This window comes from Rothia sp. HMSC069C10 (assembly GCF_001812205.1).
Lineage (GTDB): Bacteria > Actinomycetota > Actinomycetes > Actinomycetales > Micrococcaceae > Rothia > Rothia mucilaginosa.
On the sequence record NZ_KV808303.1, the window covers coordinates 125,434 to 139,586 of the forward strand.

General features: G+C 57.9%; 13 protein-coding genes. 4 read left to right on the top strand and 9 right to left on the bottom strand.

The window, feature by feature from the left end:
• Positions 1-78 precede the first annotated feature (78 nt).
• The 9 genes from HMPREF2842_RS06930 to HMPREF2842_RS06970 form a co-directional block, all read right to left on the bottom strand.
• Entirely contained in the window at positions 79-573 is a 495-nt protein-coding gene (locus HMPREF2842_RS06930) for a HEPN domain-containing protein (protein WP_005504176.1), read from the bottom strand.
• Positions 554-1,180 carry an ArsR family transcriptional regulator gene (locus tag HMPREF2842_RS06935; protein WP_005504163.1) on the bottom strand — a complete coding sequence of 209 codons (627 nt, stop codon included), beginning with the start codon at positions 1,178-1,180 and terminating at the stop codon, positions 554-556. The genes HMPREF2842_RS06930 and HMPREF2842_RS06935 overlap by 20 nt, the downstream gene beginning before the upstream one ends.
• Positions 1,181-1,212: 32 nt before the next feature.
• Positions 1,213-1,854, bottom strand: coding sequence for a VanZ family protein (locus HMPREF2842_RS06940; protein ID WP_070643755.1), 642 nt, complete (start codon positions 1,852-1,854; stop codon positions 1,213-1,215).
• A 214-nt stretch (positions 1,855-2,068) separates the two neighbouring features.
• Positions 2,069-2,521, bottom strand: coding sequence for a fluoride efflux transporter FluC (locus HMPREF2842_RS06945; RefSeq protein ID WP_005504159.1), 453 nt, complete (start codon positions 2,519-2,521; stop codon positions 2,069-2,071).
• Positions 2,521-2,925 (bottom strand): fluoride efflux transporter FluC, encoded by a 405-nt coding sequence (locus HMPREF2842_RS06950; RefSeq protein WP_239662311.1) that lies wholly within the window; start codon positions 2,923-2,925, stop codon positions 2,521-2,523. Before HMPREF2842_RS06950 ends, HMPREF2842_RS06945 begins: the two co-directional genes overlap by 1 nt.
• Before the next feature lie 124 nt (positions 2,926-3,049).
• Complete coding sequence (locus tag HMPREF2842_RS06955; protein ID WP_070643758.1) at positions 3,050-5,851, bottom strand: MMPL family transporter; 2,802 nt, start codon at positions 5,849-5,851, stop codon at positions 3,050-3,052.
• A 197-nt stretch (positions 5,852-6,048) separates the two neighbouring features.
• Positions 6,049-6,750, bottom strand: coding sequence for a TetR/AcrR family transcriptional regulator (locus HMPREF2842_RS06960; RefSeq protein ID WP_049357527.1), 702 nt, complete (start codon positions 6,748-6,750; stop codon positions 6,049-6,051).
• Positions 6,751-7,028: 278 nt separating this feature from the next.
• Entirely contained in the window at positions 7,029-8,693 is a 1,665-nt protein-coding gene (locus tag HMPREF2842_RS06965; protein ID WP_246823229.1) for a sensor histidine kinase, read from the bottom strand.
• Between the two features lie 93 nt (positions 8,694-8,786).
• A complete protein-coding gene (locus HMPREF2842_RS06970) occupies positions 8,787-9,530 on the bottom strand; it encodes a response regulator transcription factor (protein ID WP_012902660.1) in 744 nt (247 codons plus the stop codon).
• Between the two features lie 252 nt (positions 9,531-9,782).
• Between HMPREF2842_RS06970 and HMPREF2842_RS06975 the strand changes: the two genes are divergently transcribed.
• From HMPREF2842_RS06975 to HMPREF2842_RS06990, 4 genes are all read left to right on the top strand, one after another.
• Positions 9,783-10,652, top strand: a complete 870-nt coding sequence (locus HMPREF2842_RS06975; RefSeq protein WP_070643762.1) for a PRD domain-containing protein — start codon at positions 9,783-9,785, stop codon at positions 10,650-10,652.
• Between the two features lie 688 nt (positions 10,653-11,340).
• Positions 11,341-12,336 (top strand): mannose/fructose/sorbose PTS transporter subunit IIA, encoded by a 996-nt coding sequence (locus HMPREF2842_RS06980; protein WP_070643765.1) that lies wholly within the window; start codon positions 11,341-11,343, stop codon positions 12,334-12,336.
• The gene (locus HMPREF2842_RS06985) at positions 12,333-13,199 is read left to right on the top strand and encodes a PTS mannose/fructose/sorbose transporter subunit IIC (protein WP_012902657.1); all 867 of its coding nucleotides are present in this window, start codon (positions 12,333-12,335) and stop codon (positions 13,197-13,199) included. Before HMPREF2842_RS06980 ends, HMPREF2842_RS06985 begins: the two co-directional genes overlap by 4 nt.
• Before the next feature lie 11 nt (positions 13,200-13,210).
• Positions 13,211-14,065, top strand: coding sequence for a PTS system mannose/fructose/sorbose family transporter subunit IID (locus HMPREF2842_RS06990; RefSeq protein WP_012902656.1), 855 nt, complete (start codon positions 13,211-13,213; stop codon positions 14,063-14,065).
• Positions 14,066-14,153: the final 88 nt, after the last annotated feature.

Consider the following 14,153-nt stretch of genomic DNA (forward strand, 5'->3'; position numbering starts at 1 on the left):
AGGTTATGAAAATGAGGGGTTCGTTGCGTCTACCTCACGGAAGGAGGTTCATTCAGGGGTGCCGAAAAGAAATACAGTCTAGAAAGGTCCTAGCTTAGGAATAAAAAGAGTCATCTCCTGAACGATATACTCTGCATCTTCCAAAGCCTCTTCAGCTTCCTCCACAGCTATAGGCTCATAATCCAGACCAGGATACTCAACCTCGTGGCGAGTTCGACGCAAGCGAGAATACAGCTTACCCACCGCATCATGAGGGCCTCGCTGAGCACGCAAGGCATCACCCACCACGATATGACCTCCCCGAGTAGTTGGACGCAGACCCTGCACCGCCAAGGCGGCAGTCATGGCTAGTCTCGAAGCATCATAGAGGAGCGTATAGGCACCTTCCGAATCATCAACTACCAGACGATGCGCCGTCTTTAGATGCCGGCGAGCACGCAACAACAGGCCTTGAGCATGCTCACGATTTACAACGACCCGCTCCAGCTCGCCAGATTCAATCAGCTCAAGAATGCGTTCCCGGCCTACAGTCCAGGGACCCGGGGTTGGGGCATTAGGCTTCAGCGTGGACATCGTTTACCTCCAGCTGCCCAAAGAGAACCTCCATAGGACGCGACCGCACAGTCTGCACGAAGCCGTCCTGCGAGTTCCAAGCCTCAGGAGATAGCCGCTTCACGTTTACCTCATAGCCAAGCTTCTGCTCAGCATCATCGATAGCCTCATACAGCTTCTGCCGTGAAGGGGAGCCCACAACCAGCACATCAATATCATTCGGCACGTGCCCCGCCACCCCAGAACGACGGCTAGCCCACGAACCATAAATAGCAGCACCCTCAATATTGGAAACGCCCTGCAAAGTATCCCGGAGCACCGGAACGGGGCCATACGTTACCAGAATCAACTGACGCATCGCCTGGCCCACCGGATTATCAACCTTGGCTTGCACCATACGGGTCCTACCAACATTCTGGACAGCCACCAAACCGGACTGTTCCAGACGATTCACCTCTCGGGAAACAGTCGGCAACGATGCACGTGTCGCATCAGCAATCTGTGACACCGTGTATTGCTGCTCAGGGTGAGAGAACAGCAATGCCATCACTTCACCCTGCAGGTCACTACGCAAGATGGGAAGGAGGCTAGGAGCAGACGTTTTCATAACATGAATTATATCAATCATGTTATGAAAACATCTGCTAATTTGGAGGGGTACTAGGCCGCGGCGGTAGCCATTGCCAGCGCCCGGTCATGCTTAGCCGCGCGGCGCTTCTGAATCGCGCGCACCACCCAGATGCAGACCGCACCCAGGACCGCGCCAGCAGTATTATTCACAATGTCATCCACATCAAAGGTGCGGTAGGTGAAGCCCGCCAGACCCCAGTTGCCGGTCAGCTGGCTCAACTCAATGAAGCTCGACAGCGCGAAGCCACTCAGCGCCGTGGCGCGCAGACCCCAGCGCAGGCAGCCCGCAGTAAAGAAGCCCAAGGGGATGAACATGGCGACATTGAAGAAAAGCTGCGCATACACGGTCGTTGCGAAGCGGCGCAGACCCATACCGGCAGTCAAATCCCATGCCTGCTGCCAGCTCCAGCCCACGTAGAAACGCGGGTAGTACAGCTCGGGGTTCGTGACGCTATTGGAAGAGCCAATCGGGGTCAGCGTCAGAGAAAGAATAGAAGCAAGGAACAGTGCAAAGGACGCAGTCAACAAGTACTGGCGGATGCTGTGCGCTCGACCGGTCTTCTTGGCACGCAGGCGCATACCAATAAATCCGATAATGGAGAGCGCGATAGTAAGCGCCGCAATCTCGATGGCGAAGGTGCCAATCATGTGTTTACTGAGCAGTTCCTGCATGCCGCGTGTTCCTTAGGTCGTGAGAGTGAGTTATATGAACCCCACCTATATATATGCCTGTTCTAACATATATTCCCGGTGGTATATAGCGGGTTACCGTTCATACCCGCCGCATATCGTTCACCACCAGTGTAAAAGACCGCTCTATGGCTCACCCTAGGCGAAACTGTGAAAAAGCTGTACATGCGCCCGCACACCACCACAGCCGGCGCCGTCAGTACAGAACATCCGGCGGGAACACCGGCGCAATATACCGACCAAACAGCAACACAAACAAGAGCGCACCCGCCAGAGCTGCCACCATCGCGCCCACAACCTGCACCAGCCACAGCATCAGGAACTTCACCATCTTGCCCTCAGAGCGGGCGGTCAGCGCCTCCACCATGGCGGTCGAAAACGTCGTAAACCCACCCAGCAGACCGGTCGTAATCACCGTGCACCAGAACGCCACCTGATCCGTGGCGTTATAGTGCACCCCCAGCGCGCGAGGATTAGACACCGGCATAATCAGCAGGCCGTACAGGAACGAGCCCACCAGGTTAATCACGAACACCGGGCTAATAATCGACGACTCCGTACGCAGGCGAGGCGACATCGCCTTATCCAAGAAGAAACGGGTCATCGCACCCAAACCGCCGCACAGGAAAACCATCAGAGCGAAAAACATTAGCGGCCCTCCTCAACATCACGGGCGGGCACCAAGCGGGACGCCACAAAACGACCCGTCAGCATGCCCGCCGCGGCGGCAACCAAACCACCCACCAGCAGCACCGCCACAGCCAGCATCATATATTGAGCATGCACCGTGTACGGCAGAAAAATCGTCTGCGCCAAAACCGCCGCAATCGACGAATACGTCGTATAGCCGCCCATCATGCCAGCACCAAAAAGCAGACGGAACGAATGAATCCGCTCCTCACCGTCACGGCGCGCGTAGGCGTTCCACACCATCGTCAGCAGGCCCAGCGTAAACGAACCCAGCAGGTTCGCCACCAGCACGCCGCCGGGAGTGTACACGCGGCACAGCGCACCCGTACCGCCTCCCAAAAAGACAAGAAAAGGGGCAGGCACACGGCTCAGAACGCCTCCTATCCATTGTCGGATACTCGCGCGGTTCCTCATCGCCGTACACCTGCCCTTTCGTCTCGTACTAGTCTTCAGAGTGCGCCGTAGCGCACAAACGCACACTAATACTTTACTCTGACCCGAGCTTGCTACCCGAGTCGGCAGCAGCAGACTCACGCTCGTGCTGAATATTCTCACTCAGTGCAGCACCCTCAACATCCATATTCGGAGTGAGGCGATCCAGCCACTTCGGCATCCACCACGCCTTATCGCCCAGCAGAGCCATAATCGCCGGGGTCAGCGTCATACGCACAATGAACGCATCCACAAGCACACCGAACGCCAAACCAAAGCCCATCGGGCGGATCATCGTCGAATCAGCAAAGATGAAGCCGCCAAACACCGAAATCATGATGATCGCGGCAGCCACCACCACACGCACCGCATGGTTGTAACCGCTCACAATGGCGGTCGCCGCATCCTTGCCGTGCACGTACGCTTCACGCATGCCGGTCACCAAGAACATCTGGTAATCCATCGCAAGACCGAAAAGAATACCGATGAGCAGGGTCGGCAAGAAGGACAACACCGGACCCGGATGGTCCACGCCAAAGAGGGAACTCATGAAGCCCAACTGGTAAATCGACACCACGGCACCGAAGCTCGCCAGCACCGAGAAGAGGAAGCCCACTGAGGCAACCAGCGGAACCATAATCGAACGAAACACCAGGATCAGCACCAGGAAGGACAGCCCCATCACCACGCCCAGGTACAGGGGCAGCTTCTGCGCGAGCACCTCGGAGACGTCAATATTGCCGCTGGTCTGACCCGCAATGCCGAGAGACACCTCAGAGCCCTGAACCGGAACGGTCACGGCTCGCAGCTCGTGGACAAGCTCTTCAGTCTCCACAGAACTTGCACTGTGGGCAGGAATCACCTGGAAAATCATCAGGGTACGGTCATCGGTCATACCGCCGGGAACCACAGCCTGCACGTTCGCGCCGCCGCGCTCCTTCACCGCAGAGACGATATCAATCTGTGCCTGCTGAGCCTGCTCCTCGCTCATGTTCGCGGGCGTGTGCGCGACCGCAACCAGCGGGGCGCTCATGCCCTCACCGAACTTGTCCTTGACCAGCGCATACGACTTGTACGCGGCGCTATCGGAGGGGTAGTTTGAGGCGTCCGGCAGACCCAGGCGCATCTGAGACATAGGGGCGGCAACCGCCAGCAGCGCCAGCGTACCGGCCACCAGGGTCAGTAGCGGACGCGCCAGCACGAGGCGCAACCAGCCGTTCGGTTTCTCGGTGCGTTCGGCATCCTGCGCGCGGCGTTCCGCAATCTTCTGCGGGGTATCGATGGAAGCCCACAGCTTCTTCGACATGATTTTGGTACCCGCCAGGGACAGCACCGCCGGGGTGAGCGTCACCGCGATCAGGGCGGCAACAACCACGCAGAACGCGGCGGCATTACCCATCACGCCCAGGAAGGGAATACCGGTCACGTTCAGCGCCACGAGCGCAATAATCACGGTACTCGCCGCAAAAATCACGGCGTTACCGCTCGTGCCGTTCGCCAGAGCAATCGCCTGGACCTTCGGCATGCCATCCAGCAGGTTCGTGCGGTAGCGGTTCAGAATGAACAGCGAATAGTCGATACCGACCGCCAGACCAAGCATCAGACCCAGGGTGTAGGCGGTAGAACTCATCTCCACGACGGAGGAAAGCGAAAGCGTGCCGAGCACACCCACCACCACGCCCACCAGAGACATGAGAATCGGCAGGCCGGCAGCAACGAGAGTACCGAGCATAACCATGAGCACGATGAAGGCGATGACCATACCCGCAACCTCACCGGTGTGCGAGCCGCCGCCAAGCGCGGATTCACTCAGGTTCGCGTCGAACTGGACGGTCGCCCCGTGCAGGTTCGCCGACTCGAGATCGGACATGACCTTCTGCAATTCGGCGGACGGCACCTCGTAAATCTTCTTCTTAAACGAGACAGTCGCAATCGCCGTGGACTGATCCTCAGAGACCATACGGTAGCCGGCGGTGAAGTCGTAGAGCTTCTGCTGACGCTCCAGCTGCTCACGCTGTGCAGGCAGGTCACTCTCGGTCTTCTGAAGCTGGTTGCGCTGCTCGTCCAGCTTCTTCTTGCCCTCAGCCAGCTCGTCCTTCTTGGAGGCGATTTCTGCGCGACCCGCGTCAACCTGCTTCTGACTCTCGGCGAGAGTGTCGCGCTGCTGATTGAGCGCGTTCTGCTGTTCGGTCAGCTGCGTCTGCTGGGCGTTGAGCTGCTCCATCATGGCGGCGGGTGAGCCTGCCGCCTCCGCCTGGGCGTAGCCGTCCTTCAGCTGTGCCTGCGCGTCGTCCAACTGCTTCTGTGCGGAGGTGAGCTGCTTTCGACCTGCACTAATCTGCTCCTGCGAGTCGTCGAGCTTCTTCTCGTTGTCGGCAATCTGCTTCATGCCGTCCTCAAGCTGCGAGGCGGCGGCATTCAGCTGCTTTTTGCCGTCCTCGATCTGGGAGGGGGCGGCGTCAATCTTGGCGTGCGCCTCGTCAAGCTGGGTTTTCGCTTCTGCAAGCTTAGAGGTGGTGGTGAACGGGTCGGTGACCGCATCCACGGAGGGCACCTCGCTGGGCAGTGCGCTCAGAGCGGCGGAGAATGCTTGCTTCTGCTCTTCGGTGAGGGCGGTGCCGTCACCGGTGGTGAGAATGATCTGGCCGGAGCCGCGGTTGGCGCTGGGGAAGCGCTGTGCGAGCTCGTCGGAGAGCTGCTGGGTCTGCGTTCCGGGCATGGTGAAGGTGTTACTGAGCTTGCCGTGGAACGCGGTGTAGGCACCCGCTACACCGGCGACGATGAGTACCCAGGTGAGGATGACAGCCCATGCACGACGGGCGGCGGCTTCACCGATGCGGTAGAGCCATGTAGCCATGATTCAGTCCTTTGAAGTTGAGTGAGTGAAGAGTTTGGGTGTTGGGTGCGCGTGGTGTTTGCCCTGCCGTTTTACCCAATAGTTTTGCCCTACACTACGAACGCTACTGCCTGTTTTTGGGCAAAAAACACCCCGCCCCGGGCACCTGCAGATGAGGTGCCCGAAGCGAGAGTGTTTGAGCGTTAACGCTATGGGGCTTAGCTTGCGAATTCGCCCTGGACCAGACGACCCAGGTAGTCGAGTGCTTCGAGTACGCACTGGCGCATTGCTTCAATGGCGAGTGCTTCGGGGTGGGTGCCTTCGGGGGCTTCCGCTGCGACCTTGGCGGTTACTTCTTCGGCGCGGGTGAGGTAGTAGTAGACGCCTTCACCGATGGTTTCGGAGAGGTTGGAGGCGAAGACTGCCACGCGCAGGTAGGGCAGGTCGGGGTATGCCTCGAGGTACTGTTCGAGGAAGATGTCGTAGGTGCGCTCGAGGATGACATGCGAGTATTCCTCGAACTTTGCGGGGCTGTCCATTTCGAGGGCGTAGAGCAGGTGTGCGAAGGGTGCGATGTACTCTTCGAGGGTGTTGCTCATGAAGACGTTGCGGGCGATGGAGAGCATTTCGGCTTCCATGCTTGCGTTTTCGCCGGAGATGCTGAAGTCGCATTCTTCGAAGATGCGGTTGAAGTACTGGTTCATGCGGGTGACCAGCACGTCGTCTACGGAGGCGAAGTGGTTGAAGATGGTGCGGCGGGAGACGCCGGCGCGTTCTGCGAGTGCTTCTGCGTTGAGGGCGCCGTAGCCGCCCTCGAGGATGAGGGATTCTGCTGCCTCAACGATTGCGATGCGGTTCTCTGCCTTGCGGGCGGAACGCTTGTCCGTGATGTTTGCGGGGGATTCAACAAGATTAGCCATGTTTTTTACAATACGCGCATTGTTTCACCGAGGGTAACTATTTTGGGGTTAGATTGACCACATATTTGCACTCCAGGTAATAAACTTGAAGTGCAGATTTAATGTTTACTCAACAAGCAATTTAGCGTTTTGGCATGTCAAACCAATATAAAACCGCAAAAGCACAACAAAAGGGGAGCAGAGTGCACACACAACACACCCCGCTCCCCCTCAAGCAGCCATTCACAGAGTGGACACACAGACCAGCTAGCAGGCCAGACGGCTAATTAGACACCGGACTAGGCAACCGACTGAAGACGCGCATCCAGCGGCAGACGCACTGTAAAGACCGTATGGCCCGGCTGGCTCTGCACCTGAATCGAACCGCCGTGCGCCTGCACGATTGCCTGCACAATCGCCAAGCCCAGGCCGGTGGTTCCATCCGAGCCGGAGCGCGCCTTATCGGCACGAGTGAAGCGGTCAAAAATCTTCGGCAGGAACTCGGGCGCAATACCCGGACCGTTATCGGTCACGGTAACTACGGTCTCGCGACGTGCCGCATCCACCGACAGACCCGCGGTCACGCGCGTACCCTCATCGGTATGCTTGCGGGCGTTCGAGAGCAGGTTCAGAATCACGCGCTGAATCTGGGAGCGATCCGCCACCACTTCGACGGGCTCATCGGGCAGGTTCAGGTGCCACTCGTGGGTGCGGGCTGCCGCCTGCATATCCGAGGTGCATTCGAGTACCAGCTCGGTCAGGTCAACCTGCTCTAGCTTGGGTTCGCGGCCTTCATCGAGGCGGGCGAGGGTCAGCAGGTCTTCCACGAGGCGGGACATACGCTCAGTCTGCGAGTCGATGCGCGCCAGGGAGGACTGGCCGGACTCACTGAGTGGTTCGGTCCAGCGGAGCATATCGGAGTAGCCCTTAATGGCGGCAAGGGGCGTGCGCAGCTCGTGGGATGCGTCCGCAATGAAGGCGCGAATCTGGTGCTCGGTGCGTTCGCGCACTTCAAGGGCGGAATTTACGTTATCGAGCAGCTGGTTGAGGGCGTAGCCCACCGCACCCACTTCGGTACGCGGGTCGGAGTCTCTCGGTTCCACGCGCACCGCCGAGGAGATGGTGTGTTCTTCCAGATCCAGGTGCGCCACATCGGTTGCCACCGCGGAGACTCGCTCCAGGGGCTTCATGGTGCCACGAATAATGTAGGAGCCCGCCACGCCGGCGCCGACCATCACGGCAATGGAACCGAGGGCTACCACAATCACGAAGATGGTGAGGGTCTGCTGTACATTGGCGAGCGGAATACCAACCACCTGGGCGTCAGCGCTGCTATTAGCCTTCGGGGTGATTTTGATGAGGTACAGGCCGGATTCCAGTTTGACCTCTCGGACTTCTTCTTTGGTGGCGTTCAGCGCCATGGTTCCGAGGGTTACCTGGTCGTTGGCGGAGAGGGTTTGTACGGTGCCCTCCTTGGTGAGCTTGCTTGCGATTTCTACGGCACCTTCGGATTCCACGCAGGTGATGATAGTTCCGGACGCCTGACCGGGCGCAAAGAGGGAGCTGCTCTTCTGCAGGTCGCTGCAGTCCACTTCTTCTCGCTTGCCGTCTCGGGAGGTCGGCTGCACTACGCGGTGGCTGGTTTCTTTGAGGTCGCTTTGTGCCTGCTGGTAGAGGGAGTTCTGCAGGGTCACGTAGGTGGACAGGCCAATGATGAGGCATGCAATGCCGAGGGCTGTCACGAGGATGGCGATAAGGCGCGAACGCAGGTGGGGTACGTACCCGAGCTCTTCGGGGGATGCCTCGGGGTTCCTCATGCTCTTCCAGGCTGCGCGTAGGCGCACAAAGAAGTTCCCCGGGGAGGGTGCGGAACCATCCTGCGCGGGGGAACCCGCACGTAGGGGGCGGGTTGCTTCGTTATCCGGGGAGGCGGTTTCACCGGGTGAGTAGGAGCCCACGAACATCCTTTCTTTCTATATTCGAAATACAGAATATAACTGATATGGCGCGGTATAACCGGGTGTTATACCGCGCCATATGAAGAGCAGAGAATAAACTTAGACGGCGGGACGCAGCACGTAACCGGCACCGCGCACGGTGTGAATCATCGGTTCGCGACCCACATCAATCTTCTTACGCAGGTACGAGATGTACAGCTCCACAATATTTGCCTGACCACCAAAATCGTAGTTCCAGACGTTATCAAGAATCTGGCTCTTGGAGACCACGCGCTTCGCGTTCTCCATGAGGTAGCGCAACAGGTCGAACTGGGTTGCAGTGAGGTTAATCTGCTCGCCACCGCGGGTCACCTCGCGGGTGTCCTGGTTCAGCACCAGATCGCCGACGACCAGCTCAGCATCATCAATGGAGGCAACACCGGAGCGCTGCACCAGGCGGTGCAAACGGATCATGACCTCTTCCATGGAGAAGGGCTTAGTCACGTAGTCGTCCGCACCGGCGGCAAGGCCTTCAATACGGTTATCAACCGAATCCTTAGCGGTCAGAAAGAGGCAGGGAACCTCGGGGTAGAACTTGCGGATACGGGAGAGCAACTCCAGGCCGTCGAAGCCGGGCATCATAATATCCAGCACAAGCACGTCGGGGCGCCAATCGCGCGCAATCGCGAGCGCGGAGGGGCCGTCGCCTGCGGACTGCACCTCCCAGCCGATCATTTTCAGACCCATGCTGACGAGTTCTTTGAGCATCTCCTCATCATCAACAACGAGGGCGCGGATGGGGCTACCGTCCGGATGCTCTAGTGTGGGAAGGTTCTTTGCGATTTCGGTTGCTTTGCTGCTCATGTGATTAAGGGTATCGCGATTTAGGGTTCGCGGTGAGGCGGGAGCCGGTTTTCAGCCGCAAACTTATGGAATGCTTGCCCGCGTCACAGCTGGGGCACAGCTTTACCCCGCATTTGCGCGTCAACCCTTCATGACAGCTTCAAACTTTCGGTAGAATTTGTACTAGCTTAGGTAACGCTCAATCACCTTTGCGTATCTTTTGAATTTGCCGTTTCTGTTCCGGCGACCAACACCCGTGAAGGAGGACGACGCATGCGCATTAGCCGTATTTATAACAATAATGTTGTCCTCACGGTGGATCATTACGGCAAGGAGTCCGTGATGATTGGTCGCGGCATTGCTTTTGGTAAGCGTAAGGGTCAGCTGATTGACCCGTCTGCGGTGGAGCAGACGTTTGTGCCGGAGCAGGGCATGTCGGGTGAGCGCTTGAGCATGACTCTGTCTGAGATTCCGGCGGAGATTCTGTCGATTGCCACACTTTTGGAGTCGAAGGTGCGCGCCGAGGGTGCATTGGAGCTGTCGAACTCGTTTATTCTTCCGCTGGCTGATCACTTGCACTATGCGGTGGTTCGTGCGCGTGACGGGGTGCGGGTGCAGTATCCGCTCGCCCCGGAGGTGACTGTTCTCTACCCGCGCGAGGTGGAGTACGGCCGCACGGTTTTGGAAATGGTTCGCGAGCGCCTGCAGGTTGAGCTGGACCCGAATGAGGCTATTCCTTTGGCGTTGCACCTAGTCAACGCGCAATTTGCGACGGCGGATATGTCTCAGGCATTCCGCATGACTGAGGTTTTCGCGCAGGTTTTTGAAATTATTGAGGCAAGCTACGAGCGCAAGCTCGACCCGGATTCCATGAGTGCGGCACGTTTTGTGACGCACCTGCGGTACCTGTTTGTGCGGGCGAGCCGCGCCTCCGCAAATCGTGCGGAGGATGTTGATGAGGTGTCGCAGCCGAGTTTGTTGGCTGCTCTTCGTGCGGATGCACCGCGCGCCTACGCGTGTGCACAGAAGGTTTTGTTGGTGCTGCAGATGCAGTTGAAGCAGACCCTGACTCGTGATGAGTTGACGTATTTGACGATTCATATTGCGCGCCTGGCGCGGGATATGTGGGGCATTAACGCCTAGCGTTGGTGCTTCCAAAAAATGCAGGGGCGAAAGCGGTTGGAGGGTACTCCGGCCGCTTTTCTGTATCCGCCGCTTTTCTGTATCCAGGTTTGGGGGCGCGCCGGGCGGAACGTGGCCGTTAAAGGTGGGTTGCTATTTATATATACAACCTGTCACTAAATTGTCGTTTTCCCGGGTTTTCCTTCGCGCGTTAGCGCGTCGATTTAAATTTTGAAATGACGGTTTATAGCGGCGTATTCCAGAAATACCATTCTGTGGACAGACCGCAGGAAAATGTGGGTTTTTTATTAATCCCACATCTTTTGATTCGCACACTCATTTTTTGCTCGGTATTTTCTTTGTAAATCATTTTCTCGCACTCGTGCGCTCCACATATTCCACGTCAAACACCTCGCCAGTCCATCAGCAAGACGCCAATACTCCCGAATTTTCGCGAGAGTAACGCTAACCCCTTCGCGCAGACAAGCATTTTTCGGTGTTCTGTTTAAATTTTTTACACCCTGGCAATAAATACGTGTTTTGACATCAAAAACCCATATTCCAACACTTGAAAAAATGTCACAAGAACCTAAAGTGTGCATGCTCAGAAAAAACCCACAAAACACAAAAACAACGTGTTACTATCTGAGAATTATGAGGCTCCTCACGGGGCCACTACACACCATGTCACGAACACGAGAGGACCACTATGGTCACTATCATTGTGGCGGCACACGGCGAGTCGGCTCCGGCTCTGCTGAAGACCGCCGGCATGATCCTCGGTAACTTCGAAAACGTCCACCCGGTCACGTTCCTGCCGGGTCAGGGCCCCGAAGATCTCGTCGAAGAGTACACCCGCATCGTTGAGGCATCTGAAGCAGAAGAAACCCTGCTGCTGGTCGACCTCTTCGGCGGTAGCCCCTACAACGCCGGTGCGCAGTTCGCAGCCACCCGCGAGGGCGTCGACGTCGTCTCCGGTGTCAACGTACCGATGCTTATTGAGGTCATCTCCGGCGCAGGCCGTAAGAACGCAACCCTCAAGTCCCTGGTCGCTAAGGCGCACAAGGCAGGCACTAAGGGTATTCGCTCCTTCCAGGAGGCAAACCAGCCCGTAGCCGCCAAGCCTGCCGACTCGAAGCCCGCAGAGACCAAGCCTGCAGAGACCAAGGCGGTCGAGGTTCCGGCTGCTCAGCAGGTTCCCGGCGGCACCATGGACGCTATCTTCACCCGCATCGACTCCCGCCTGATTCACGGTCAGGTGGCAGGCACCTGGGTTCCGCATATCGCACCGCAGACCTTCATCGCGGCATCCGATAATGCGGCACACGATCAGCTGCGCAAGTCCCTGCTGCTGCAGGTCGCGCCGACCAGCGTGAAGACCAACGTCCTGGACATCGCTAAGGCTGGTCGCGTGTACAACAACCCCAAGTACACCGGCATGAAGACCATGTTCGTCGTAGAATCCCCCGTTGACGTGGTGCGACTGCTCGACGAAGGCGTCAAAATCAACGAAGTGAACGTTGGTGGCGTCACCTTCAAGACCGGCATGGTTCAGCTCTCGGACGCAGTGTACGCCTCCGAGGAACACCTGGAAGCCTACCGCGAACTCATTAAGCGCGGTGTGAAGCTGACGGTGCAGCAGCTGCCCAACCACTCCCCGGTTGATTTGGAAAAGATCCTCAAGCAGAAAGGCCTGGACGCATGAGCGCCCTGACGTTTATTCTCGTTGTTCTCGTGGCGTTCATTGCGGGCGTCGCATCCGTGGTGGACGAGCGTCAGTTCCACCGCCCCCTGGTCGCTTGCACCCTGATGGGTTTTGCGCTGGGTGACCCGACTACCGGCATTATGCTCGGTGGCGCACTGGAGCTCATCGCCCTGGGCTGGATGAACGTCGGTGCGGCGATGGCTCCCGACTCAGCTCTGGCGTCCACCATCTCCGCTGTTGTTGTGATTCAGGGTCACCAGGACATCACCACCGGTATTGCTATTGCTGTGCCGCTGGCGGCAGCAGGTCAGGTTCTGACCATTTTCGTTCGTACCATTACGGTGTTCTTCCAGCATCAGGCGGATAATTTCGCAAAGACGGCTAACTTCCGCGGTATTGAGTTGATGCACATTAGCGGTATGGCTCTGCAGGGTCTGCGCGTGGCTATCCCGACCGCTATTGTGGCGCTGATTAGCTCCGACGAGCTGACCCGCCTGCTGGGCATGATTCCGGAACAGGTGACCATCGGTCTGCGTATTGCCGGTGGCATGATTACCGTGGTCGGTTTCGCAATGGTCATCAACATGATGCGTTCGAAGGCCCTCATGCCCTTCTTCTTCCTCGGCTTCATCGCCGCCGCCGCTATCCCGGCAACCCAGTCGATTGTGCCGCTACCCGGCGGAAGCTCAAAGGACGTCCTCGTGGCACTGTCCACCCCGGCACAGTTCAACCTGGTTGCTATCGGCCTGGTCGGCGCCTGCCTGGGCCTGCTGTACACGCAGCTGAACCCGCTCTTCCATAAGAGTGAGGCACCCGCCGTAGCACCGGCCGCCGCCAATGACCTCGACAACGAGCTCGAATAAGGAGCATCACCATGACTGAAAACAAGAACGTCGAGCTCGTTGAAGTTCCCGAGCTCACCCAGCGCGATAAGGTCGACACCTACATCCGCTCCACCTTCCTGCTCGGTTCGTTCAACTTCGAACGCATGCAGTCCATCGGTTTCGCGGTTTCCATGATTCCGGCCATTAAGCGCTTCTACACCAAGAAAGAAGACCAGGCGGAGGCGCTGACCCGCCACCTGGAGTTCTTCAACACCCAGCCGTGGGTTGCATCCTCGATTATGGGCGTGACCGCTGCGATGGAGCGTGAGAAGGCAGCCGGTAAGGACATTGACGAAGCCGCCATCACCAACGTTAAGGTGGGCCTGATGGGCCCACTGGCCGGCGTGGGCGACCCGATTTTCTGGGGTACCGCACGTATCGTGCTGGCGGCTCTGGGCGCATCCCTGGCGGTGACCGGCAATATTCTGGGCCCGCTGCTGTTCTTCTTCGGCATGACCGCAATTCGTTGGGCAACCCGCTGGTACGGCTTCAAGTACGGCTACGAGAAGGGCACCCAGATTGTGACCGAGGCGGGCGGCAACACCCTGCAGAAGATTACTCAGGGCGCCTCCGTGATGGGCCTGTTCGTGATGGGTGCTCTGGTGTACCGCTGGACGAGCGTGAACATTCCGTTGCCACTGACTAGCTACACAAACCAGGCGGGCGAGACGGTAAATGTGACCGTCCAGTCCGTGCTGAACGATCTGCTGCCGGGCCTGGCCTCGCTGGGTCTGTGCTTCCTGTGCATGTGGCTTCTGAAGAAGAAGATTAACGCCATCTGGTTGATTTTCGCCCTCTTTGGCGTGGGCATCCTCGGTTCCTACCTGGGATTCCTGGCTCTCTAAAAATATGAGGAATGAGCCCTTTCACCCTTCAGTGAAGGCGTGAGATTCAGGGGCTATATCTCAAGTGGTGGGGGTGCGGTCGGTACAC